Origin of the sequence: Chengkuizengella axinellae (assembly GCF_030730905.1) — a bacterium.
GTDB classification, from domain to species: domain Bacteria; phylum Bacillota; class Bacilli; order Paenibacillales; family KCTC-33759; genus Chengkuizengella; species Chengkuizengella axinellae.
Genome location: NZ_JAVAMP010000002.1, coordinates 148,081 through 173,814, shown reverse-complemented (window position 1 = coordinate 173,814; position 25,734 = coordinate 148,081). Strand labels below are relative to the sequence as shown.

The window sequence follows — 25,734 nt, the reverse complement described above, 5'->3', positions numbered from 1 at the left end:
CTTGCATTATTTTATTTTAAGTTGTCAAAGTGGTGTACTTACAGTTACCGCATTGCTCGTTTCGGATTCATTTCCATTCAAATCTACATTATTAACAGTAAAAGTATATTCTCGAGTTTGAAGTGAAGACATTTAACGCAAGTAATTCACTTCATAGCTTGAATCAATCTAAACAATTGATTAGCTGCTATTCGTAAATTTTGTAATGTAATATCAGGAAGCATGGCTTTTTCAAGAGATATTGGCTCATTTACAATTGAGAAATACGATGTGATTCCTTGTTCATTTAAAACAGAAGTATCCCTTGTAATACGTCCTGCAAATGCAATGACTGGGACTTGATGTTTTTGAGCCATCTTGGCAATTCCTAATGGCGCTTTCCCCATTGAAGTTTGTTCATCTAAACTCCCTTCACCTGTAATAACAAAATGAGTTCCTCTTATTTTTTCTTCTATACTAAAATGTTCCAATACGAGCTCAACTCCTGATCGAAGCTCTGCATTTAAAAGCCCATGAAATGCTGCCCCCAACCCTCCAGCCGCTCCTGCACCTTTGATCTGTTGTAAATCTATGCTTAAATCCTGCTTAACCATTTTGTCGAAATGAACGAGTCCTTCATCTAGTTGCTGTACAACTTTCTTTGTAGCCCCTTTTTGCTCTGCAAAAACATATGCCGCCCCCTCTGATCCATGTAGAGAATTATTAACATCACATGCTACAGTGAAGAAACACTCTTTTAACTTTGGGTGAACATGCTGGTTATTCATTTTTTGAATATGAATCAATGCTTGACCACCTAAACCGACTTCTTGGTCATTTTCATCTAAGAATCGATATCCAAGTGCTTGCAGCATTCCTATACCCGCATCATTTGTAGAGCTACCTCCAAGACCAATTATAAATTTTCGGCATCCTTTTTCAATCGCATCTAATATAAGCTCACCTACTCCATAGGTAGTTGTATATAATGGATTTCGTTTGTTTTTAGGGACAAGCGGTAATCCACAGGCTGACGCAACTTCAATAACAGCGGTTTCATGATTACCTAAAATTCCGTATTCAGCCGCTACCTTTTCGTTCAGTGGACCAGTAACTTCTTTCGTGATGATTTCCCCATTCTCAGCATAAGAGAAAGCTTCAACAGTTCCTTCTCCACCATCCGCTAAAGGTAGAGTAAAAATTTCTGCATTAGGATAGATATCTTTAATCCCTAAGGCAATTGCTTTACTGCCTTGGATTGAAGAAACACTACCCTTAAAAGAATCTAAAGCTATTATAACCTTCATAATAAACTACCTCCAGCAATCTGATGCCAATATATTACAATACTAATTAAAGATTCTCTCCAAGTTCATACTTATTCCTTGCTAATCCAAGCCTACAAATCCACTATAAACAATTAGCTTGTTGATTTCCATTTCAGCGCAACTATTATTTCATATATTCTTCCATTTTCACCAATGATACAGCTCTATCTTTAATTACACTAACAAAGTGAACGTGAACGTCAACTATTTATCGCTATGATTACGAATGAACAAATAGACAACATATCAGTTAATGGTAAAAATACCGACATACAATACTTCGATTATAAAGGTTATAATTTCTTTTATAATACTGAACAAATTAACGAACCCATTAAAATAGAAGGTTTTTCAAGCGAAAACGAATTATTATTTGAAAATTACCCTAGTTGTAAAATTCTTTGAAACATTGTCCACGGATGTCCTAAAAATCCCCCATTCAATTTTATTCTGAATTAATCTCCATTTGGAAAAACAGGTATTATCCATTTATCAAATTCTTTTTCAAATTTAGAAAGTAAAATCCAATTCTTCATATAATGACCATCTCTGAATATCTTAATAAAAACATTTAATAAGTAAATTCATAAATATTCTTACTCTAATACTTATTATCAAGCGTGTTAATTAACTATAATAAATCAAAAAAAGTAAAGTAAAAAGAATACCTTTCTGTAAAATTGTAAGGACTACAACGAGAACCTATACTGGTGGAGCTACGGATATGATTAAATTATGGTGGTGAGCATTTTAATAAAGTGATTTTCTTAATAAAAAAAATGTTTTAACATCATGTATACGAGTGATTCAAATACTTAAGTAGTTAGATTTCACAATGTGACTTAAAGTTGAAAAGATGAGGTGTTCATTTTGGATCAAAACGATAAAATAAAACGAAATCTTATCATTTATATTATCGGAGTACTAAGCTTATCCGTTATTGGTAGTTTTATTACTGTATACATTAATGAAATAGGGGGTCTTATTTTTATAATGGGTCCTATATTCATGACGTTACTCCTAAGATTTATTGGTGGAGATCGTTGGAAAGATGCTGGTTTAGGATTAAAGTTAAAGCAAAGTTGGCGTTGGTATTTACTTAGTATATTCCTATTTCCTATTGTGATTGGGATTATTATTGGATTAGGAATGATCATTGGAGTTACAAAAATAAATGGGGATTTAGCAACAATATTTCCTCTTTTTATAGCAGGATTGGCTGTTCAATTCTTGCCATATACAGTTTTTGCATTGTTTGAAGAATGGGGATGGCGAGGTTACATGGAACCAAGATTAGCTGCACTTGGTATTCCTGATTTCAAACGTCACATGATTGTAGGTTTCATATGGAGTCTTTGGCATATCCCTCTCATTCTATCTACAAATGATACGGACATTCATTATTTTATCTTCTTCCCATTATTTATAATCTCGGTACTTCTATTAGCCATCGTATATGGGCAAATTCGTAAACACAGTAAAACAGTGTGGCCTTGTGTTATATTTCACGGAATCTCTAATACATTTGCCTATGCGTTAATAGATACCAACGCATTAACATTCAATAACAAGGTATTGGCGTACATCTCTCCAGAGAGTTTATTTAGTATTGTATTATGGGGAATTGTATCTTGGTTGTTAATAGTCAAATTCAACAAAGTGAACTTGTTTAAGTCTTGAATGAATTGATTGTTTTGCCGTCCCAAATAAATAAAGGCGTATCTCGTAGAGAAATGCGCCAGATCGCTGAAGATGTTAGAATCGACCACTCAATATAATTACATTTCATTTAGTAACATTTTCTTGATCCTTTTTTTCTTTTAATCTCCTGTAATATGAACCTTATCAATAACAGATTTTATATTTTACAGATAAATTCTTGATTACTCTCTAAAAAGAAGGTATTAGCTCCTGATAATCCAACTAAAATCTCATGCCAAGTATAACTTTCAATTATAGTGCGTAAATTACTAGAGAGTATTAACTGCATCTTTTCAATGTTATCTTTCATATTTAAGTACTACCCCCATTTTAATAAAGAAATTAGAGAAAAGCGCCCTATTCTTGAATAAAGATTCATCTTAGAATAATTTATCGTGATTTAACCATACATCAATATCTACGCTGCCCTGAACAGATAATAAACGGTATAAATAACGATATGGTAATCTACAACTTTTCAAATCAGGAATTTCCATAATTCTTTCATAGCCAGTAATAAAATCCTTCACAGATTTTTTGTCTAAAACATACTCAAGTCCTATAAACTCTAGCTCTCTTGGAGCCATAACATAAGCCTCGGTATCAACAAGACCGGTTAATTCTTTATTATTTGATAAAAATTGTGTCGGATCCATATCAGCTAAAACAAAAGTAGCGAATTGTGGGTTAGGGATTTTCTCGATCCACTCAGTCATTTCAGGGAGTTTCTCTCTTATTGCAGTATGATCTTTGTAAAATTTATAAACTAAATCCCTCATTGTTTCTTTTAAATGCTGTTTAAATCTCTCAAGTGGAACTTTAAAATGTCCAGACGGACTACCCACGTAGTTTACTTGGTATTGGTGAATTTTAGCCAAGCCTTCTCCAAGATCCTGTAATACTGATGGAGGTTGATCTTTAAATGATTGAACCACTGCTCCACTTAATTTTTCTACCACTACAAATTCCCTTGCAGAAATAGTTCCCATTTTTAACACCTTTGGAATTGGGATGGAAGAAACATCATAAAGCTTATTATTTACTTCTTCTAAGCCAAACACATTTCTCGGATCGATACCAAATAAACGCTTGCAACCCCACCAAAAATCATTGCTTGGTTCTTCACTCATTCGAGAAGAACGTACCACTACCTCTTGCTTGTCTGTTTCCACTAACCACACATCACTTGCGTGATCATCATATCCAGGATGTAACTCCTGAACCTCTTTAATAGATTCTTCAAACAATAATTGTAGCTCCACTAAATCATCTTTCTTGGCAGTATTTATAATTAAGTCCATCATTTCTCTTTCATTTCTCATTAAATATCCCTCCGCATTTCATAATGAATTTAATAGAAAGTTGATTCATAATGGAGGGGCTCGAGAATGATATATGTTTAATTTGTTATATGAAGGTTATAATTTATTCAATCTTTTTTTCATCACAAACTTCCTTTCTTAGTAAAGAAATCAATTTACCAACATTAAATATATTTTAACATATACTCGTGTCTTCATCCTAAAGATTGTTATTTTATAGGTGATTCTCCACACTCTGGCCCCATTCATAAAGAAAGACACTTCTCTTAGAGAAAATCGCCATGTAGCTTTGGGGACAAGTAATGAATTTTATAAATAGAAGAGTAGATTCTATCTGTGTCAGTATTTATCCAAAAAAATGAACAACTCTGACAGGTATGTGTCAGAGTTGTTTTAGTATTATTTATTTTAAAAGGGGAGATGTTATAATGAAAGAACATATGATAGATTCAAATGGCGTTCGAATTAAGGTTTATGAATACAGCCAGACGGGTGAACCATTGCTATTTCTGCATTATACGAATGGAAGTTCTGCCATTTGGAGGAGCATAATTCCAAGCTTTATGGGAAAATATCGTGTAATTGCTATGGACATACGAGGACATGGTAAATCAGATCAGCCTGCAACGGGATATCAACTTGAAACCTTAGCTGAAGATGTTCTAGCGGTGCTAGATGCTCTTGAAATTAATAAAACCTATATCGTCGGAAGCTCACTCGGTTGTTATATCGGCACCAAGTTTGCATCAATGTACCCAGAGAGGGTCCTTTCTTTAGTTAATTCCGAAGGGGCAATGGTTAATCAATTTGATGGATTGCTTACTGAAACAAAAGAAGAGTACTTAGATAAATACTATTCCAGTCCTGAACAGGAATTTGAGTCAAGGGAAGCGTTAATAGAGTTTACGAAGGAAAACTGGCTTCCTTGGAACAAAGAGCGTGAGCTGGTAATGAAAGATTATGAGCCTCGAAAACTGGAGAATGGGAAAGTAACTTCTATAACTAAGAGAGATACGAAACGACAAATAGCTGAAGATCTTTATGATAGAAGAGTAGAACATTTGTATGAAAATATTCAATGTAGTGTGTTATTTCTGCCAGCAGAAAAAGAAGGTGACCTTAACAAGAAATTAGAGTTTATAAAAAGTGTTGAACTTAAACTAAAAAAAAGTAAAACGGTTATTATTCCAGGGACATCCCATGCAATGATGTTCGACAACTCAAAGGAACTGATTTATGAAATTAATAATTTTTTTGAAGATACTGATAAAATAGATAGAAAAAAGACTTTTTAATCTTTCCTGAGAATAATTGTAACTAAATAATGACTTCCCATCTACTGTTTTTGATGCCACCGGAAATCAAACTTCCATGCCAAGGGTTTATTGATATAAATGCTTTAATTACACATCGAATAAGCTTTGAAGATTTAATAGATCCATTTTGATACTCTACTAGATCCTGCTAATAATGTAATAAAAGCGTTCATTGAGTTTTAGTCAGAGTGAATCCTAAATATATAACACGATCTGGGATATAGGCGATAATTCCAATATAAAAATGGGAATGTCGCCCTCTTCTCATCTTTAAGCTAAGATTTATACTTTTCTAACAAATATTCTTCTTCCAAGTTAATATTTTTTCTATTTTGCACATATTGAAGAATTTGTTCCCTTATATTAGGATACAAAACAATATCATTTATTTTAGAAAGTGGAATCCATTTTACACCTGATTGATTTGGATCAGGATTACTCGGCATTTTCGGTATAGCGTTTTCTTTTATTTTACATTCAAACATCATATGGATAGAGTGTGTTTCTCCATAAATGTTATCATTCAAATGTGGTGCATATTCATAAGCTAATGCTAAAGGACCAACTTCAACATCGATGGATGCCTCTTCTTTAGCTTCTCTTTGTACGGCTTCTATAACCGTTTCACCCGGTTCTACCCCACCTGCTGGAAAATTATAATGAACACCATTTTCGTCATTAAATTCTACCAAAAGAATTGAGTTGTTCTCTATGATGAGTGCACCTGCTTTTACTCTTATATGATACGTCATTCTACATCTCCTTTCTATTCAATTTAAATTCCTTATTGTACTTTATACTTGTATATTTTGCATACAAATCACTCTATTTATTGAGCGATAAAATGACTCTACTCCCCATTTACCTTCATTAATTTTGGTATAATTTAAATATATAAAAACATTACATTTAATCATCATTTTATGACTGCTATTATCAATTAGGAGGGAACGTATTTGGCATATGGAACAGTTCAAACTACAGAGGATTTATTCAATCTTTTAGATGAATTAATGATGGAAAAAACAAATTTTTCATGGGATCAATTTTATACAGATAGAAATAAAAAGATACCTTTTTTTGAAAATCTCCCTGATGAAAACTTAGTTCAATACTTAGAAAAAGGAATCTTAAACCCTGGAAAGGTACTAGAGTTAGGATGTGGACCTGGACGAAATGCTTTGTTCTTAGCTGGAAAAGGATGCAAAGTAGATGCGATTGACTTTTCTAAAGAAGCAATAGAGTGGGGAAAAGAACGTGCTTCAGAAAAAAATTTATCTATTAACTTTATACATAAAAGTATCTTTAATATAAACATAGATCCTCTATCCTATGACATCGTTTATGATTCAGGTTGTTTACATCACTTGCCTCCACATCGTAGAATCAGTTATTTAAATCTAGTGAATGAAGCCCTTAAACCAGGTGGTTTTTATGCTTTAACCTGTTTTGTTTATGGTGGTAGTTTAGGAGGGGCTCTTTTCTCAGATAAAGATGTATATCGAAACCTTAGTGTCAGAGGTGGGGTTGGATTTACTCAAGAAAAATTAATGCATATCTTCCATGAGTTTGATGTTATTGAAATTCGAAAAATGAAAGATGTGGATCATGCAAGCCTTACTTTTGGCCACTCTGACCTTTGGACTGCTATTTTTCAAAAAAGAGTAATATAGATGATTTAATAACTGCATCAATTTCATATCTCTTAGAACATTTTAGAGGTATCCAATAGTCTATTTTTCTACTATTGGATACCTCTTTTCTTATTCAAAATACTGATAAACATTTTCAACTCTCATTTTTTATACTAAATTATATTTTTCACCCTGTTGAATCTACTAAATTTATTATTGTTTATATTATTTATTTTATGCGTTTTGAAACGGGGTGTTCTTTATTTAGTTCTATAAGGTCCCATAAATTCCCATACAAATCTTTGAAAACAGCTACCTTTCCATAAGGTTCCTCTTTAGGTTCTCTTACAAATTCTATACCATTAGCTGTCATTTCTTTATAATCTCTCCAGAAGTCATCGGTGTTTAAAAATAAAAATACTCTCCCACCAGTCTGATTACCTATAAATTGTTCTTGTTCAGGTTTCGATGTTCTTGCCAATAGTATGGTTGTCCCAACGGAACCAGGAGGAGAAACTACAACCCAACGCTTATCTTGTTCAGCTTGATAACTATCTTCTATTAAAGTAAATTTAAGTTTCTTTGTATAGAAGTCTATAGCTTCATCATAATCTCTAACAACTAAAGCGATATGTACTATGGATTGCCTCATGTTATAACCACCTCCTTTACTGAATATTCCAAAGTCTTTCCACCTTTACTAACTTCTGTCCATTGAATTCCATTCTGTATATATCTGGTTTCGATGTATGCAGCAAAAAATTGAAATCGTACTGACTATCATAATACCCCATCATTAAAGTCATTACAGCTCCGTGCGTGCCTATTGCTATTTTACTTCCCTGGAAATTCGTTAATAATTCTTTTAGAACCTTTACAGCTCTTTTCTGGCAAACTATATTAGACTCCCCTCCGACTGGAGCAAAGGTTGGATCAGAAAACGACTTCTTTAACAAAGGAAGTAACTTATTATCGTCCATTCTTTTATCTTCATTAGAAAAAACTCGTTCTTTAAGATCTTCATATACTATGATTTCTTGTTCTGAATATGTAGCTAACTCCTGAATGGTTAATATTGCTCGTTGGTAAGGACTTGAAACAAACACTTCAATCCCTTCTCTTTTCAATATTTCAGTTATTCGATAAGCATCCGCTTTCCCTTTATCAGTTAATCCTCGTGCTCTTTCTCCTTCTGACTTAGGTGATTCGCCATGTCTCACCATGTAAATAAAAGTTTTCAAAGTAGCAGCCTCCATAAAGAGTAATGATTTTTTATATATTTATTTCTTAAAGTGCGATGACTGTAGTTGGTAGTATAATTTGTTTTGTTTTCGATCATACTTTTTACAATATTCGCTTCTAACGTCTATTAATTTATACCCGGCAGACTCTAAGGATTTAATAGAATTAATATTCCCATCCCAGACATCTGCAAATAAAACATCTACTTTTAATTCATTAAACACATAATTATAAATTAACTTACGAGATTCTTTCATAAATCCCTTTCGCCAATAACTGGAATGTAGTCTTTGTGAGTCACCTGCCACTAGTTTTCCTTCAATAGATTGAAGGTGACTAATTCGCATCATTCCAATTACCTTATTCGTCTTTTTTTCTTCAATCATCCAAATCATAAAATGTTTAGGATATAACTCATACAAATATTGCTTCACCTCATTATATGATGTTGGAACTGAATTACCTACCCATTCATGCATGCTTTCATCTTGTTCAACTTCAAACCATGCTATATGATCAGTTTTATAATTAAGTGGTCTTAGTTTAACTAAGTCTCCGATTAAAGTGGGAACCTTAACACTCACTAGTTTTCTCCCCTATCTTCATGATCTCAAATCCAAATGCTACCTATTTGCGTAATTATCATTATTTCAAATTTCTTAAAACTGTACAAGGGGACCTTACCATAAAAATGACGCTTCTCTTATTATCGTTGTTTATTATTCAGAAAATCAGTTTTCTTTCAGGTCAAGATCAACAAAATGGAACTTATTGACACCCAAACAGTATTAGTGTATTATTTTATTAATACAGAAATACAATAGGGAATGTTTTCTTTGAAGAATTATCATCTAGAGTCAATACCTGGAATATACTATTAATTCATAAAATAAGATTGTCATTTGGTTAACCTATGTGTTAACTGGAATGTATATTAGGGGGCAATTATGAAAGAAGATAATATGAGAGGGATAGTCTATGAAAAATATGGTGCACCAGAAGTGCTTCATATAAAAGAATTAAGAAAACCTACACCTAAGCAATCTGAAGTGTTAATAAAAGTTTACACTACAACTGTTACAAAAGGGGATGTAAGAATGCGCTCCTTCTCAGTACCTCCTTTTCAATGGCTGTTTGCTCGAATGTACCTTGGAATGTTGAAGCCCAAAAGATCCATATTGGGGATGGAATTAGCAGGTGAAATCGAGGAAGTTGGAGAACATGTAACCAAGTTTAAGGTTGGAGACATGGTGTTTGCATCTACATTTGAAGTAGATTTTGGTGGCTATGCTGAATATAAATGTATACCTGAAGATGGGGTACTGGCTTTGAAACCTGATAAATTATCTTTTGGGGAGGCGGCTGCTTCAGTTGGAGCTGGAATGTCTGCAATTCGTTGTCTTCAAAAATCCAATATTCAGAAAGGGCAAGAGGTGCTTATATATGGTGCTTCAGGTGCTGTAGGTTCAAGTGCAGTACAGATTGCCACAAACCATTACGGTTCAATTGTAACAGCTGTATGTAGCAAAAAGAATCTAGAACTAGCAAAGTCATTAGGGGCAGAACATATAGTTGATTATACTAAGCAAGATATTACACAATTAAATAAAAAGTATGATGTCATATTTGATGCTGTAGATAAGTTACCTAAATCAAAAGCAAAAAAAGTGTTGAAAAAAACAGGTGTTTATCTTAATGTTCACAAAGATACAAACAGTAGTTATTCAAAAACAAGGGTTGAAGAATTATTGAAAATTAGAAAATTAATGGTAGAAGACAAATTTAAGCCATATATAGATAGAGTTTATCCTATGGAAGAGATCGTTGAAGCCCATAGATATGTAGACTTGGGTCATAAGAAGGGTAATGTAGTGATTGAGATTTTGCGGTAGGATATACACATGATCTTCCACAACACCTAATTAAAATCCCCCTATAGGGCAGGCCTTTATAACGTGTCTACTCTATAGGGTATATACTACAGGCTGGCTGACCTCATAATACGATATAATCCGTTAATATCTTACCGTTTTTCCCTCAATTTCTTTTCCATATTTCTAAAGTTTGTATTTTTCATAAATATGAACGTTGTCATTATTATGATAAAACCAGTTACAGATAAATGAAATCTATTAAAATGACTCCTGTAATTCCAAACATAGAATATAAAATCCCAGTCAATATAGGTGAAACAATCCCTGCAAATGGAAATAACATTTCCTTTACCCCATTCACCTTATCTAGCTCTCTTTCAGGTACTAATAAGGGAAATGTGGCATCTATCGCAGGTTCCTGTATCATCGTAAATACACCTTGCATGAATGCAACAGAATATAACATCCAAGGCTGAAAATGACCGGAAAGAATGCTTAGTAATAACAATATTGAACCTACAGCTTGACCAAAATCTCCAAGTATCAATATTTTTTTTCTGCCCCAACGATCAATAATTATTCCACCTAAATATCCAGCCATTAACATCGGCATCTCAGTGAAAAAAGGAACCAGTAATAAATAAGTCGCTTTTCCTGTTGTTTCATACAACCAAATTCCAATTGCAATTGCAGTCATTCGACTACCTATTAAAGAAATACCTTGTGTAAATAACAAAGGGATCCATTTATTTTGCATCAACGTTTCCTCCAAGTGCGAACACGGCTTAAAGAACATCGAAAGGCTGTAAACAATATGATTGTTTACAGCCTTAGTACAGTAACAAAAATGTATTATAAGCCGATTCCCATAAGTTTTTAGTGTGGAAGGGAAAATAACGAAATAAGCTTACTCATTGTAAACTTTAATTTATCATTTATCCATCCTATTTATTATTGTCTTCACTAAAAACTATGTTTGATGATGCTCAACATGGTAGCGGATTCCCCTTTAAGATTAGAATATACAATATCCCTCACATTATAATTGTACATTCTAATCAATGTCAATAACACATTAGACCCTATCTCACCTATAGGTCGTATCTTTAAATCAGCGGGAGTAGAGTCTTCATCTGATTTCTCGATGTTTAGACTGTGTTTGAACGAGTTCACTCAATAACCTCATATATAATTGGTAATTCTTCCACATGATCTTTATTGATTTTCACAGACTGTTGTATCAGTTCTATACTATCTTGTACATTTTCTATATTACTGTGGATCACTGCAATCACTTCCCCAGCCTTTACTTCATCAGCTACTTTTTTCTTTAGGGTTATTCCTACTGCATAATCGATCTGATCCTCTTTTGTTTTTCTGCCTGCACCTAAGTGCATGGCTGCATTCCCCATCATTTCTGCATTGATTTCTTTAATATATCCACTTTGTGCAGCAGTTACTTTTATTTGATATTTGGCTTGAGGCAATTTTTCAGGTTGAGTGACAAGCTGTGAATTTCCACCTTGTGATTCAATGAATTTGGAAAAAGTTTCAAGTGATTTTCCACTTGTTAATACTTCCTCCAGCTTTTGATATGCTGTATTGAAATCAGAGTATACTTCTCCTGCAACAGCCATATGAGCAGCTAGTGTCAAACTTACTTTTGTTAATCTTTCTTCCCCTTTTCCACTTAATACTTCAATTGCTTCCCGCACTTCATTTGCATTTCCAATCTCATATCCTAACGGCTGATTCATATCCGTAATCACTGCAATTGTTTTTCGATTCAGTCGATTTCCGATGGAAACCATTGTCTCTGCTAATTTCTTTGCATCCGTTAAAGATTTCATAAATGCACCCGCTCCAACCTTTACATCTAAAACGATAGCATCCGCACCAGAAGCGATCTTTTTACTCATAATGGAGCTCGCAATCAAAGGCATAGAGTTGACAGTCCCTGTAACATCTCTCAATCCATACAATTTTTTATCTGCAGGTGTTAAGTTTCCACTTTGTCCTACAAGCGCCATTTTGACCTCATTTACGTTTCGAATAAACGCTTCCTTACTAAGTTCAATTTTGAACCCTTCAATAGACTCTAACTTATCTACTGTTCCTCCTGTATGACCTAATCCTCTGCCTGACATTTTTGCTACAGGAACCCCAACTGAAGCAACTAACGGAACAACAATTAAACTTGTTTTATCGCCTACTCCTCCTGTTGAATGTTTATCTACTTTAATGCCTTGTATTTCCGACAAATCCACTTGATCTCCTGATTTGGCATTTCCATTGTCAAGTCAGATGTTTCATTAGCATCCAGCCCTCGAAAAAAAACAGCCATCGCCCATGCGGACATCTGATAATCAGGGATAGCCCCATCCGTATATCCACTAATGATATATTCAATTTCATCTCTAGTTAAAGATATACCATCTCTTTTTTTTGAAATTAAATCAACCATTCTCATGTTGTATTTCTCCTTTTTTATGATGCCTGAGTATATAATACACTCTCATCTGATCCATCTATTTTAACTTTAAAAGTTCGATAGCGCTCTTGATTTTCAGTAAATAGGAGTCCTTGGTCCGTTAACTCTAAATCTTCGATGTATCCATTGACTAAATTTTCATCAACACTTCCGTCCGTTTTCACTTTAAATAGGCTTGTATAAATATTGTGATGACCTGTCTGCATAGAGGAAGAAGCATATATCCAACCCTCTTCGATCATCAAGATATATTTCACATTTCGATCACTAATTTTAGTTCTGTCAGTGCCGTCCGTTTTTATTTTATGCAGCTTTTTATTTTCAACATAATAAATCCAGTCATCTAAAATAACATATTCACTTTGACTAAGGGAAGTCAGTAAGGTTTGGTCACTGCCATCTTGTTTTATTCGAAATAACTTTAATTGTTCCTCAAATCCAGCATAATAAATCCAATCCTCTTGAAGCTTAGGCTCTTCAATGTATCCATCCGTTAATTTGAACAAATTAGACCCGTCTAAATCCACAATGTTTGAACCTGCTTGTGAAGAGTACGCAATTTTCCCATCTAATATATAAAAAGTATATACTTGTTCATCTGTGATTTTAGATAGTTCCTTACTTTCCAGATCTAATTGAAATAATCGCTGCTGTTGACTGTCTTCAATAAAATACAATTGATTGCCATGGAGCTCAAATTTCAGAAATCTTTGATCTAATACTTTTATATTATTCTCGCCTGATAGTCCAGACTCATACAGTTTATTTTCATCTGAAGCATTTCTATAAAATATTTTGTCATTATAGATGAGATAATACGTTACAATTGAATCCACAACATTTTCTATTTTTTCACCGTTAAAATCCATTCGATAAAGCTTATAATCATCATTATCTATGTAATAGATCCAGTTATTATACACAATCAAGCTGCTAACATCTTGATCTGAGACCTTCTTTTTTTCATTATCTAAAATGTAAAGCGCTTTGTTTAGGAAATTGCTGGAATAAAATACCCACCCATCCCAAATTTCAATAAAGTCAGGATCATATCCAGAAATAGAAATTTGATCTTTGTTCGTGCCATCAAGCTTCATTCGCCATAAATTCCCCCCAACTCCTTCTGTTCGGTAATAAATCCAATCTTCAGAAATTTGAAAAAACTGAATATATTCATTAGAAACTAAATCATGCTCCATTCCATCCGTATTCATTTTGTAAATATTGCTTTCATTCAAGTAATAAATCCAATCTTCAAATATTTTTACATTTTTAACAGAATCCTTTGAAACGATTAACTTGGATGATCCATCGTTTTTCATTTTATATAGACGAAACTCCTGTGTGCTATTCACATAATAAATCCATTCTCCATTAATCAAGAAGCTATCAATTTCTTCATCAGATAAAACTTCTTTTTCTGTTCCATCCAGCTTTATTTTTGTTAGTTTATGTTGATCTGATGCGTTCACATAATAAACCCAGGTGTCTTGAACAATAAATTGATGAGATGAATCCTCTGTAATTGTACGTTTATTCGTCCCATCTTTATTAATGCTGTAAATCCCATCGTCACTTGTGTTTGTATATAGGATCTGATCTTCTATCTTAGCCATAAGATGGACTGCTTCATCCATTACTTTCGCTGGCTCAGCATTTTCATTATGTAATACATATAATTTAAAATCATCTAATTCATTTCGGAAAAAGATTTCATTCTCATCATAAATAATATTTCCTGATTCAATCACTGTTAGATTAACCTCAGGCTTTTCAGGAACGGTTTCTATAAAGGGTTTTTTAGGTGGGTAAGGTATAGGAGGAAATTCCTCTCCTATTACTGGTTTTCTCTCCGTATCCCGATTTGTTGGTGGCTCGATCATTTCTTCTGATGGATATAACCACCACACGATGAAACCAATGACAAGTACTAATCCCACGGAATATATAATCTTCATATATAATTTCTTATTGTTGATCTTGTTTTTTATCTCTTTATTTTCCATAGATCCCTCTCCATGACCATACTTTGCATTATTTGGTTCACTCTCTACTTTTGCAAAACACATCCGCAGTGGTTAAACCTTGGATGTGTTTTTTATCACTATATAGTTGTACGATTTTTCCATGTAAAAAGTTGCATACAAATTTTATTAATTTTTGTCATTTCGAGGGTTTTTTTAAACATCATTCATATTCCAGTGTTAATCCCTATTATAGTTTTGGAATAATACCTTTGACCAATCCTAAAAATTGCTCCTTTACTTTCTCGGTAGTTTCCATTACCTCGTCATGAGATAACGGCTGATCCAATATTCCAGCAGCCATATTGCTAATACATGAAATACCTAACACCTCTATACCAGCATGTCTTGCTGCAATGACTTCTGGAACAGTGGACATTCCTACGGCATCAGCACCTAAAACACGCAGCATCCGAATCTCAGCTGGTGTTTCATAAGATGGACCTAACAATCCAATATAAACACCTTGCTGGAGTTTAATTGAAAGCTCACTCGATACGGCTTCCGCTATCACTCTTAACCTTTTACTATAGGCCTCAGACATATCTGGGAAACGAACTCCCAATTCACTATCATTAGGACCTATCAAAGGATTTTTACCTGTAAAATTAATGTGATCATGAATCAACATCAGATTTCCAGGCTCAAATAAGGTATTTACTCCACCAGCTGCATTCGTAACAATCAGTGTTTTTATTCCTAATTCCTTCATTACTCTAATAGGGAATGAGACGGTTTCATCTGAATACCCTTCATACATGTGAAAACGGCCCTTCATCATAAGCACATTTTTGCCTTCTAATTTACCGATTACCAACTTTCCATCATGTCCTTCTACAGTAGATACTGGAAAATGAGGTATCTCTTCATAAGGGATATCCGTAGCTTCTTCAATTTGATCTGCTAACACACCCAATCCTGAGCCTAAGACAAGTCCAACTTCTGGTGATTGTTCTAGTTTATCTTTAATATACTGCGCTGATTCTTTGATTTCATTTATTATTTCTTTACCCATTCCTACGCACCTCATTTTTCATTTTTATCACTTTCTCATGCTGTAAGACTCCCTCTTTTTCAAGGGGGAGATAACAGCATAATTTCACCTGATAAGGTCATCTAACTTTCAGCGGAAGATATAAAAACTCCCACTGAAAGCAAGATTATCTTTATAATTCATTTATAAAGGACGTTCCATTTTCTGGTTTAGCCACCTTAAAATTATCTGCTACTAAAGCTCCAATATCTGAAAACGTTGAACGAATGCCTAACGATTTTCCTTCTGAGAAAGTTGGATTCCATATTAACAAGGGTACATATTCTCTTGTATGGTCCGTCCCATGATGGATTGGATCGTTGCCATGATCAGCTGTAATAATTAATAAATCATCCTCCCCAATTTCATCCATAATTTGGGGCAAATACGCATCAAATTCTTCTAATGCCTTAGCATATCCTTCTGGATCACGACGATGTCCGAATAATGAATCAAAATCAACTAAATTTGTAAAGACCATGCCATTAAAGTCCTTTTTCAATACATCAATTGTCCGCTTAATGCCATCCAAGTTGCTTTTAGTTGGATAGGATTCTGTCACACCCTCACCTGAGAAAATATCACTTATTTTTCCTATAGCAATGCTGTCTTTATTTCCATCTTTCAATTCATTCATCACTGTTCGTGCAGGTGGTTTCAAAGCATAGTCGTGACGATTTGCAGTTCGTTTAAAATTACCTGGTTCTCCTATGTAAGGACGTGCAATGACTCTGCCGACAGCAAATTCACCATCTAATGTCAACTCTCTTGCAATTTCACATGCTTTATAAAGTTCTTCTAAAGGAATAATATCTTCATGCGCTGCTATCTGAAATACACTATCTGCTGAAGTATATACGATCCATGAACCTTCCTTCATCTGTTGTTCGCCTAACTCATCCAAAATTTCTGTACCAGAAGCTGGTTTATTTCCGATCACTTTTCTGCCTGTTTTTTCTTCAAATTGTTTCAACAGTTCCTCAGGAAAGCCATCTGGATAAGTTTTAAAAGGAATGGTCACTTTTAACCCCATAATTTCCCAATGACCAGTCATTGTATCTTTTCCTACAGAAGCCTCTTCCATTTTCCCATAATGTGCAACAGGTTTAGAAACAGCTTGAATTCCTTTCATTTCTGTTATATTTCCAAGACCAAGTTTCTCCATATTTGGTATTGAAAAAAAACTTGCATGCTCCGCTATATGTTGAAGTGTGTGAGCACCTTTGTCGCCAAATTGTTCTGCATCCGGCATTTCTCCAATCCCTACACTATCCAATACAATTAAAGATATACGTTTAAAACTCATCTGAAAATTCCTCCTAGCAATTAATTACTGAGTATTCGTGCTTATTTTCCCCTACTTATGCTGATCTTACTACCATAGGTTAACATTCTCCAAATCCATTCAACAGGACCATATCGATATTTTCCAAACCAGAATTTGCTGAACCATATTTGAAAAATATAAATCATAAGTGCTATTATGAATCCCATACCAAGCCCTAACTTACCATAGAGACCTAAACCATAATTATAAAAAATAAAGCCACAAATAACAGATTGAAACAAATAGTGACTTAATGCCATTCGTCCCACTCTGCTTATATTGATCCATAAAGTTTTTAGAATCTGCCTCTGATATAATATTACAATAGATGTAAGGTAAAAGAAACACATGATTGGATCTCCTATTGTTATTCCAACATAATACCAAAAAGAATGAATAGAAAGAGTAAATTCATTGATATACTGATATGCCCATAACTTCATCATTTGTAATGGTAACCCAGCGATTAAACTCCAAATCCAGATTTTTTTAAACAGAGCTGCATGATCATTCAATCTTCCAAAGATATTACGTTTACCAAAGTAACTCCCTAATAAAAACATAGGTAAAATTAAAAATAAACCAGAAATAATTCCTGAATCAGATACATATAACCAATCATTTATATTTTGCATAATAATCTCATTGAAAGTCCCCTCCCCATAGTGAAGGATTGAATCTCTCATGCGTATCAATTCTATAGAAAAATCATTTGTTGGTGTTGGTATTATACTTTCACTTCCAAGCTCACTTACAACCGTGACTAAGAAATAAATCAAAAGATTATACACAGCCACTAAGCCAACGGCGATACCTAATAACCACTTAGGATTAGTTTTTGTGAATAACAGTAACACAAAACCAAGAACAGCATATGTAACTAAAATATCCCCCCACCAAATTAGCAACGCGTGTATGAGACCTATTATTAATAAAATAAATAATCTTCGACTTAATAACAATTTCGGTTTTTCAACTGATTGAGAAGCCCTCGACATGAATATTACAAATCCAACGCCAAATAAAAAAGAAAATAACGTGTAAAACTTCCCTTGGATGAAAACCACATACAACATATCTATGTACGGGTCTAAAGCATGCGTCCAAACTTTTTCAATCAATAAATTGTTGTATAACTGAGGGGACTGAAAATAAGGCATATTTGAAATCAATATCCCTAAAATTGCAAAGCCTCTTAAAACATCTAAGATTGTAATTCGTTCTTGCGGTTGTATAGGTTGTTTTATCTCTAAAATTTGCTCTTTCTCCTTCCTTTTGGTGACATTTTCATTTATGTACACACTTTCAAATTATCATTATAACACTTCACTTAGAGGAAAATCATCTTTCTTAATATTAATAAAAGGATATAACTTGATTTGTGATCAAGTTATACCCTTCACCCATGCATCGTTTTCGTAACCACGCACTTCCCAATATCCTAAATGCTCTTCTTCTATCAATTCTATACTTTGCAACCACTTCACTGATTTATATGCATACATTTTGGGAACGACTAACCTTACTGGACCACCTAACTTTTGTGGTATTGGTTTTCCGTCTAACAAAACTGCTACCATTACATCATCTAATCGTGCCTGATCTAAGGATAATGCGTCTGTGTATACACCGTCTCCCGAATATAACTTGACGTATTTTGCTTTTGAATCTACACCTGCCAAATCCAACAAATGAGATAGTGGGATACCTTCCCATGTATTACTATAAACAGACCATCCAGTAATACAATGAAAATCACTAACTTGAACCTTTCTAGGTATTTTCAGAAATTGCTCCCAACTCCAAGTCATTTTATGACCTACCAAACCTGTAATGGTAAAACTCCAAGCATCTGATGAAAAAGAAGGAATCTCTGTTACACTATATACTCTATAATTCCCCTGACTCCCTCCCCCAATTACTTTTTGAGAATCTGGAAGAGGTTTTGGTGCTGGCAGCATTCGATTACCATCACCTGCTGTAAACTCCGTTAAATCTGATCCGCCTGTATCAAAGGTTTTTTTCATCCACTTGTAAAAGGAAGGACCGATTCCTAATACTAGTAAAGTTCCTACAGAAACTCGGATGAAATTGCGACGTGAAACAGGAGACTTTTCCATCCATGCTGCAATCCGCTTTTGAAGATCATCATCTGTCTCATTCAAATCTTCATCATTAGATTGCACATCCTGACTTTCTTTCTTTGAAGCTACTCTTTTCTTATTTAGCCACCTTAATCTAGTAATAGAGTGATATATCACATAAGGTATGCCAACCCATGTTAATAAATCATGCCAGAACAAAGCTGTATTTGTCCACGATGGAGGTAGGTTCCTATACTGCCATAATACTACTCCTGATAAACTCCATCCAATAATTAGAAATAATACAATCCCTAGATTTATTTTTTGGTTTGTTTTTTTTCTTAATTGTTTTATATGTTTGAATAGATAAGGAATGTACATGATTAATAGGAGAATCGATACAAATCCGATATAAATATGAAATTCCTTTAAAACCGATCTTATCCATCCTAAATCACCTCTGATGGAGGGAATAAATAATATCCCTCCGGTGATCGCTAAAATTAATATTACCCAAGCATTCCACTTGTGAAGATTCCTTAACTTTTTACCATACGGTATTTTAAACCAATTCCACTTGCTTCTCATTTACATCACATCCAGTATTACGATTTAGACAATTCAGCATAACCAAAGTCTACATCAAATGCTTTACACCAAATAACTACTTTATCATATTCAGATAAATCAACGCCTTCAGGAAGCAGGTAGTTTTGATCTCCAACATTTCCTTTTAGTTTTTCCAATCTAATTCCTTCTGAAGTTTTTTCACCGGATTTAGCTAAATAAACATATAAATCAGGACCGTTAGTTGCGTCAAAATTTTCAAAACGTAAGTATACACCATCATCCGTATTTACTGTAAATACATCACCTGAAGCTGAGTGTGTGCTGTCAGCATCTACGAAGCTTCCTGAGAAACTAAGATCAACCATTTCGTCTTTCATTTCATCGTCCATCATCTCTTTATCTTCCATGCCATCTTTCATTTCATCTTCCATCATTTCTTTATCTTCCATGCCATCCTTCATTTCATCTTCCATCATTTCATCTTCCATCATTTCTTTGTCTTCCATGCCATCCTTCATTTCATCTTCCATCATTTCATCTTCCATCATTTCTTTGTCTTCCATGCCATCCTTCATTTTATCTGACGCTGCTCCACTCGATAATGGAAGAGGTTCACTTACTTGTTTATCAATAAACAATGGTGAAGCTAACCACCAGCCTACTCCTAATACTGCTACAATGACCACACCTAATATTATTTTTTTTTGTCCTGTTAATTTCATTTTTTTCTTCATCCTTTCGGTTTGTGTTTACAAGATGAAGTATAACGAAGACATCTTAATAAAAAATAACCTAAATATTAAATAAGTATTACATTGATAACTGCTTTTTTTAATGGGTACTTCATAATTTAAACTTGTGCTAAAACCAGATGTACGCCATATGTTCTCTTACCCACTTTTTATTTCATTGTCAAAGATTTTCAAAAATTCCCTTATACCGATGTTCGTCACATGGAAGTTCATCATGAAACATTAGTCGACCTTCTTCAAAAGAAAATCTTGGGAGTTGTTATACCTCCCAATGCAAAAAAAACCACCTAATGGTGATTTATTCAACTTATTACATAAAGGTATTCTGGTCAAAAACAAGCAACCATTTCCCATCTTTTTTCTTAAATAATAACTGAAGATAATATTTTTTCTGATAAGGCTGATTATTAGGATCAATATCATCATATATAACACGAAGTAATGCAGAACACATTCCTTCTGTTTCCAATACTTTTACAATTTCAAATTGGATTCGCCAATCATCATCTGCAAACCAAGATTCATGGAATTTTTTAAATTCCTCATCATTATCAATATACTTTCCATTTGGCAACACAAGTGTAATATCTGGGTGTACTGTAAGTAAAAATCGTTCCAAATCCTTATTTGATACAGCTTGTAAATGATCTTGCAAAGTCTCTGTAAAATTCATAATTATTTCCGTTACGAAAAACTAACAAAGTTGTTCATCATACTATTGATGAACACATGTTTTCCAATAACGTCTTCCCTCCCTATACTGCTAAATCTTGCACTTATTCTCTTCTTATACACAAATCTTTGATCTATCTTCTATCTTCCTCATAATAAATGTCTTTTTCTCCAAAAATAATATCCTGCTATACCATATAAAACAGCAGCGCCTGCCCCAAACTCAGTTGTAAACCATTCGGTATATTCCGAGTTACTTACTGTCATGGGATTGAAGTATTGTTGAAAGAATAAGTTATGACTTGAATGGATCAACACTGCAGGCCATATACTGTCAGATTTTATTCTAATCCATGTGACTACGAATGAAACCCCTATAATACTTAATGTAAAAAACAAAAATGAAAGCCATACTGAAGTACCATTGTGATAACCACCTAAAAATAGAATAGGATAATGATATATGCACCAAATAGCAGCTATCACAAAAGAAGTTTTAGTATAAGACAAAGTCCGATAGATCTCGGGTAGTAAAAAACCTCTCCAACCAATTTCCTCTCCAATAACAAAGAGTGAACTCATCATTACACCTAACGTTGGAAGCAAAATAAGGTTTAATAATGAAAGGGGTTGTAATTCTCCTAATCCTGTCATCCAAGCAATAGAATAAATGAGTAAACCTATGAAAAAGGGGATGAAGTATGACAATATAAATAGTTTAAAGTTCTTAAATTCCCACCCAAACCCTTTTATATTTCGATCAAAATATAGTTTGATTATCACTGCTGATATACCTGGTGACCACATGGCTAAAAGCATAACCCAACCAGTGCTATTCTTAATTCCATTCGTAATGATTGAATAATAAGGGTATGCCATCAAAACAAAAACCAACACGATAAAAGAAATAACCTTTTTATTTACTTTCACCAACCTCCTGCCTGATCTACTTTAAAATAGATACGCTGTTCCTCCACTCACCATCCATTATATGAATTCGTAAAGAAGCGAACAATATAGATTAAGTCACTTATGAAGGTGACAAAAGTAATGGAATTATTTCTTTTTTAAATAAAAAAACTATTTCTTCATCGATTTTGATGCTTTCTGAAATAGCCTTTTTTACTGATCTTCTAGTTGCAAAGTAAACCAAAACCGACTACCCTTTCCTTCTTCACTGTCCACTCCAATTTCTCCACCATGCAAATCTATAATTCCTTTTGCAATGGCTAAGCCTAAACCTGAACCACCACTATATCTATTTCTTGATTTATCCGTACGATAAAATCTTTCAAAAATTCTCTCTTTTTCTTCTGTTGGTAACCCCTCTCCCTCATCTTTTACAGAAACTAATACTTTTTGTCCATCGATATTTTTAATAGAGAGTTCAAGTGTGCTTCCTTTCGGAGAATGTCTTATCGCATTTCCAATTAAGTTTTGCAATACTCGAATAATTTTATTAGGCATCATTGATAATTTAGGTGAGTTATCTGGTATGTTGACAGATACATCTAACCCTTTTTCTTCAATCTGAATCGCAAAACCTTGCAGTGTCTCTATAATAATAGGATCAATATAACTTGGCTCAGGTTCAAAATGATCCGCTCCAGCATCTAATCTAGATAAATGAAATAGATCTTCAATTAAGTTTCCAAGTCGTTTCGTCTCCATTTGTATTGTATTTAAATATTCATTCTTTTTATTTTTATCTTGTATCACGTCATCTTGGAGTGCCTCAACATAAGATTGAATAGAAGCTAGAGGAGTTCTTAAATCATGTGAAACATTGGCAACTAATTCTCTCCGCGAGGATTCCGTTTGCGTAATTTTACGAAAGCTCTCATCTAGCTTTTCATTCATTTCATTAAACTGGACTGCTAATGCTTTAAATTCCTTGGGACCGATATTCGGTACTTCTCCTTGAAAATCTCCTTCAGAAATTCTTTTTGCTTGTTCCCTAATTAACCGCAGTGATTTTTGTACCGGATGCATGACAATAAAATGAATGATAAAAGATAGAAGACTAGCCCCTATTGTGACTGAGCTTAAAAGGTAAAAATCTTCTTTGGTTAATTTCATATGGTCATATACATAAAATAATGAAAAAAGGATAAAACCCACACTGATTATATTTGCTAAAAATAGGTAGCTTCTTAATTTCATGACTCATTACTTCCTTCTATTTTATAACCAATTCCCCAAACCGTTTTTATATACTTCGGTTTTGAAGCATCAGGTTCTATCTTCTCCCGCAGTCTTCGAACATGAACCGTTACTGTATTCATATCTCCTTCATAGTCACTATTCCACACTTTATTCAGTAGTTGATCCCTAGAGAAAACTTGATTAGGATGACTGGATAATAGCAATAAAACTTCAAACTCTTTATATGTTAATTCTATTGGCTTCCCATTCACCGTTACGCTTCTTTTTTTCACATCAATTTCTAATCCTGAAAATTTAATGATATCAGGTTCAGAGAAAGGTTGAGCAACAACACGCTGCTGTCTGCGTAAAATCCCTTTTACTCTCAACACTAATTCCCTTGGACTGAATGGTTTTGTCAAATAATCATCCGCCCCCATTGTTAGTCCCATTACCCGATCCATTTCCTCTGCTCTTGCAGTTAACATAATAATGGGGATGTCATCTTTGTTTCTAATTTCTTCACATACTTGCCATCCCGTTTTGCCTGGCATCATTAAATCAAGAATGATTAAATCAAGGGATTCTTTTTTCCACATTTCTAAGGCAACTTCTCCATCATTAACAGTAATTACGTGGTATCCTTCTCTTTCTAAATATCTGGAACAAACATCCGTGATATTTGTTTCATCATCCGCAACTAAAATCGTATATTCCATATAAAAACTTACTCCATTCTAAAACATATTTTTAATTAAAATTCATCATAACGAAGAATAATTTCATTTGAATTCATCATAACGAAGCACATATTTTCAGTCAAATGAATAAATTTTTCATGTTAAAATTGAACAATAATGTTAAAATCAATCTTGGGTTATTTATATTTTCAAGAAATATTTTAACAATTTCAGCACTCAAATTCACTACTAAATGACATGACATCATTGTATTTTTACATTATATTTATATTATTTTATTTATCAATATTACTTTAATAATAAATAAATAGGAACATAGAATTAGTAAATGGGAAACATCTTTCCTTTACTCTTAAATTATAAATGTGTTATAATTATTTTGAAAAGATTTAATGGGGAGGAATATTGATGTATCAAGTTTCTGATAAAAACTTGCATAAAGTAGAGATGTTTTTTGTAAACAAAATTAAAGGAACTGGTGAAAAGTATATAGAAGCCACTGTTTTAGAAATTGCCGAGGGATCAGAAATCGCTTTAGCAACTGCTCATAAAGCCATTAAACAACTCGCTAAAGAAAAAGTCATATCCATTATAAAACCAAGTTCAAGACGTTTTCCTACAAAATATGAATACAATAAAAGTACAGATGAATTTTTATTAAATAATTCAAAAGAAGAACAAATTAATTATCTTCAAAATTTAGTTCAAAAATTACAAAAAGAAAATGATTCTTTAGTTAAATTAAATTCAGAACTTGAAGGAACGGTTAGAGTATTAAATCAAAAGATTGAACATTTTATGACATTACCTTCCACCAAAAAAAATAATTAATGACTAAACTATATTTACTATACATCAAAATTATGTACACAATATTTCTATGTTATAAAATGAATCAAACACTCAAACTTTAGTTGATTTTTCTTCATATTTTAAATTTGCTCTTATAAGTGATTCTGGATATATCCGTCTACATCACTAATAAGAGCAAATATAATTATTCTATTTATTTAACAGTAACTTTAACCATCTTTTGAAAAAAATTATATTCATATTCTGAAAAAATGCGATTCGCTGTAGTTTCAGAAACTTTTCCTTCCTTCACGAGCTCAATCAGTTCAATTTTTGTACTATTTATAATTGAAGTAAATAACTCTAATCCCTCAAATGCTACATTGCTTTCTATTGAGCTTTCTATTGAGCTTTCTATTATCTCTTTCTCTTTTAAACTCATATTACAACTCTCCTTGAATACGTTTTGATTATCACTATCTGATGAATAACTTTGTATATTGATATAACAAACTTATATTATAATTAAGTATTATTTTTTCTCAGAGACTATTAATTTAAATGAATACTTGTCATTAATATTGACTTGTCCATTTTTATCTAAAAGGTCAATAAATCCTATTAAATCTGCATATTTATTGTAGTTCATGTTTTCAAACCAAAGTGCATAATCCAACATATTAATCATTTCTTCCTTATTTGTACAAGTTAATCCCATTTAAAAAGCACCCCTTACTTATTTTATAA

25 protein-coding genes and 1 pseudogene are annotated in these 25,734 nt (G+C 33.3%); 5 read left to right on the top strand and 21 right to left on the bottom strand.

Annotation, left to right across the window (positions count from 1 at the left end):
• Positions 1-146: 146 nt before the first annotated feature.
• Positions 147-1,286, bottom strand: a complete 1,140-nt coding sequence (locus Q5Y73_RS06390; protein WP_305991029.1) for a glycerate kinase family protein — start codon at positions 1,284-1,286, stop codon at positions 147-149.
• An 891-nt stretch (positions 1,287-2,177) separates the two neighbouring features.
• Between Q5Y73_RS06390 and Q5Y73_RS06385 the strand changes: the two genes are divergently transcribed.
• Complete coding sequence (locus Q5Y73_RS06385) at positions 2,178-2,987, top strand: CPBP family intramembrane glutamic endopeptidase (RefSeq protein WP_305991028.1); 810 nt, start codon at positions 2,178-2,180, stop codon at positions 2,985-2,987.
• A gap of 178 nt (positions 2,988-3,165) precedes the next feature.
• On the opposite strand, the gene Q5Y73_RS06380 is transcribed toward Q5Y73_RS06385, so the two are convergent.
• Entirely contained in the window at positions 3,166-3,318 is a 153-nt protein-coding gene (locus Q5Y73_RS06380) for a hypothetical protein (protein WP_305991027.1), read from the bottom strand.
• 70 nt (positions 3,319-3,388) lie between these two features.
• Positions 3,389-4,309 (bottom strand): phosphotransferase, encoded by a 921-nt coding sequence (locus tag Q5Y73_RS06375; protein ID WP_371320180.1) that lies wholly within the window; start codon positions 4,307-4,309, stop codon positions 3,389-3,391.
• A 449-nt stretch (positions 4,310-4,758) separates the two neighbouring features.
• On the opposite strand from Q5Y73_RS06375, the gene Q5Y73_RS06370 reads away from it, so the two are divergent.
• Positions 4,759-5,625 (top strand): alpha/beta fold hydrolase, encoded by an 867-nt coding sequence (locus Q5Y73_RS06370; RefSeq protein WP_305991025.1) that lies wholly within the window; start codon positions 4,759-4,761, stop codon positions 5,623-5,625.
• 296 nt (positions 5,626-5,921) lie between these two features.
• On the opposite strand, the gene Q5Y73_RS06365 is transcribed toward Q5Y73_RS06370, so the two are convergent.
• On the bottom strand, positions 5,922-6,398 hold the full coding sequence (locus Q5Y73_RS06365; protein WP_305991024.1) for an NUDIX domain-containing protein: 477 nt from the start codon (positions 6,396-6,398) through the stop codon (positions 5,922-5,924).
• A 261-nt stretch (positions 6,399-6,659) separates the two neighbouring features.
• On the opposite strand from Q5Y73_RS06365, the gene Q5Y73_RS06360 reads away from it, so the two are divergent.
• A complete protein-coding gene (locus Q5Y73_RS06360; protein WP_305991620.1) occupies positions 6,660-7,319 on the top strand; it encodes a class I SAM-dependent methyltransferase in 660 nt (219 codons plus the stop codon).
• 190 nt (positions 7,320-7,509) lie between these two features.
• On the opposite strand, the gene Q5Y73_RS06355 is transcribed toward Q5Y73_RS06360, so the two are convergent.
• From Q5Y73_RS06355 to Q5Y73_RS06345, 3 genes are read right to left on the bottom strand one after another with little or no spacing between them, the layout of a single operon-like run.
• Positions 7,510-7,932: a VOC family protein gene (locus Q5Y73_RS06355; RefSeq protein WP_305991023.1), complete on the bottom strand. Its 423-nt coding sequence runs from the start codon at positions 7,930-7,932 to the stop codon at positions 7,510-7,512.
• A gap of 16 nt (positions 7,933-7,948) precedes the next feature.
• Positions 7,949-8,521 (bottom strand): histidine phosphatase family protein, encoded by a 573-nt coding sequence (locus tag Q5Y73_RS06350; protein WP_305991022.1) that lies wholly within the window; start codon positions 8,519-8,521, stop codon positions 7,949-7,951.
• A 39-nt stretch (positions 8,522-8,560) separates the two neighbouring features.
• Positions 8,561-9,106 carry a GNAT family N-acetyltransferase gene (locus Q5Y73_RS06345; protein WP_305991021.1) on the bottom strand — a complete coding sequence of 182 codons (546 nt, stop codon included), beginning with the start codon at positions 9,104-9,106 and terminating at the stop codon, positions 8,561-8,563.
• A 378-nt stretch (positions 9,107-9,484) separates the two neighbouring features.
• On the opposite strand from Q5Y73_RS06345, the gene Q5Y73_RS06340 reads away from it, so the two are divergent.
• Complete coding sequence (locus tag Q5Y73_RS06340; protein ID WP_305991619.1) at positions 9,485-10,414, top strand: NAD(P)-dependent alcohol dehydrogenase; 930 nt, start codon at positions 9,485-9,487, stop codon at positions 10,412-10,414.
• Between the two features lie 220 nt (positions 10,415-10,634).
• Here the strand turns inward: Q5Y73_RS06340 and Q5Y73_RS06335 are convergent, their stop codons facing one another.
• The 12 genes and pseudogenes from Q5Y73_RS06335 to Q5Y73_RS06280 all read right to left on the bottom strand — a co-directional run bounded on the left by Q5Y73_RS06335 (position 10,635) and on the right by Q5Y73_RS06280 (position 24,213).
• Entirely contained in the window at positions 10,635-11,153 is a 519-nt protein-coding gene (locus Q5Y73_RS06335; RefSeq protein WP_305991020.1) for an MFS transporter, read from the bottom strand.
• 412 nt (positions 11,154-11,565) lie between these two features.
• Positions 11,566-12,866 (bottom strand): annotated as a pseudogene (locus Q5Y73_RS06330) (pyrimidine-nucleoside phosphorylase).
• Positions 12,867-12,883: 17 nt separating this feature from the next.
• Positions 12,884-14,893: a DUF5050 domain-containing protein gene (locus Q5Y73_RS06325; RefSeq protein ID WP_305991019.1), complete on the bottom strand. Its 2,010-nt coding sequence runs from the start codon at positions 14,891-14,893 to the stop codon at positions 12,884-12,886.
• 208 nt (positions 14,894-15,101) lie between these two features.
• Entirely contained in the window at positions 15,102-15,926 is an 825-nt protein-coding gene (locus tag Q5Y73_RS06320; RefSeq protein ID WP_305991018.1) for a purine-nucleoside phosphorylase, read from the bottom strand.
• A gap of 151 nt (positions 15,927-16,077) precedes the next feature.
• Positions 16,078-17,250: a phosphopentomutase gene (gene deoB / locus Q5Y73_RS06315; protein WP_305991017.1), complete on the bottom strand. Its 1,173-nt coding sequence runs from the start codon at positions 17,248-17,250 to the stop codon at positions 16,078-16,080.
• A gap of 41 nt (positions 17,251-17,291) precedes the next feature.
• Complete coding sequence (locus Q5Y73_RS06310) at positions 17,292-18,572, bottom strand: DUF418 domain-containing protein (RefSeq protein ID WP_305991016.1); 1,281 nt, start codon at positions 18,570-18,572, stop codon at positions 17,292-17,294.
• 84 nt (positions 18,573-18,656) lie between these two features.
• Positions 18,657-19,943, bottom strand: a complete 1,287-nt coding sequence (locus Q5Y73_RS06305) for a molybdopterin-dependent oxidoreductase (protein WP_305991015.1) — start codon at positions 19,941-19,943, stop codon at positions 18,657-18,659.
• Positions 19,944-19,960: 17 nt separating this feature from the next.
• A complete protein-coding gene (locus Q5Y73_RS06300) occupies positions 19,961-20,647 on the bottom strand; it encodes a DM13 domain-containing protein (protein ID WP_305991014.1) in 687 nt (228 codons plus the stop codon).
• Between the two features lie 340 nt (positions 20,648-20,987).
• Entirely contained in the window at positions 20,988-21,350 is a 363-nt protein-coding gene (locus tag Q5Y73_RS06295) for a YybH family protein (RefSeq protein ID WP_305991013.1), read from the bottom strand.
• Between the two features lie 149 nt (positions 21,351-21,499).
• On the bottom strand, positions 21,500-22,279 hold the full coding sequence (locus Q5Y73_RS06290; protein ID WP_305991012.1) for a CPBP family intramembrane glutamic endopeptidase: 780 nt from the start codon (positions 22,277-22,279) through the stop codon (positions 21,500-21,502).
• A gap of 192 nt (positions 22,280-22,471) precedes the next feature.
• Positions 22,472-23,512, bottom strand: a complete 1,041-nt coding sequence (locus Q5Y73_RS06285; protein ID WP_305991011.1) for a sensor histidine kinase — start codon at positions 23,510-23,512, stop codon at positions 22,472-22,474.
• Positions 23,509-24,213: a response regulator transcription factor gene (locus Q5Y73_RS06280; protein WP_305991010.1), complete on the bottom strand. Its 705-nt coding sequence runs from the start codon at positions 24,211-24,213 to the stop codon at positions 23,509-23,511. The genes Q5Y73_RS06285 and Q5Y73_RS06280 overlap by 4 nt, the downstream gene beginning before the upstream one ends.
• A gap of 390 nt (positions 24,214-24,603) precedes the next feature.
• On the opposite strand from Q5Y73_RS06280, the gene Q5Y73_RS06275 reads away from it, so the two are divergent.
• The gene (locus tag Q5Y73_RS06275) at positions 24,604-25,026 is read left to right on the top strand and encodes a hypothetical protein (RefSeq protein WP_305991009.1); all 423 of its coding nucleotides are present in this window, start codon (positions 24,604-24,606) and stop codon (positions 25,024-25,026) included.
• Between the two features lie 175 nt (positions 25,027-25,201).
• Here the strand turns inward: Q5Y73_RS06275 and Q5Y73_RS06270 are convergent, their stop codons facing one another.
• Complete coding sequence (locus Q5Y73_RS06270) at positions 25,202-25,429, bottom strand: hypothetical protein (RefSeq protein ID WP_305991008.1); 228 nt, start codon at positions 25,427-25,429, stop codon at positions 25,202-25,204.
• 90 nt (positions 25,430-25,519) lie between these two features.
• Positions 25,520-25,705: a hypothetical protein gene (locus Q5Y73_RS06265; protein WP_305991007.1), complete on the bottom strand. Its 186-nt coding sequence runs from the start codon at positions 25,703-25,705 to the stop codon at positions 25,520-25,522.
• Positions 25,706-25,734: the final 29 nt, after the last annotated feature.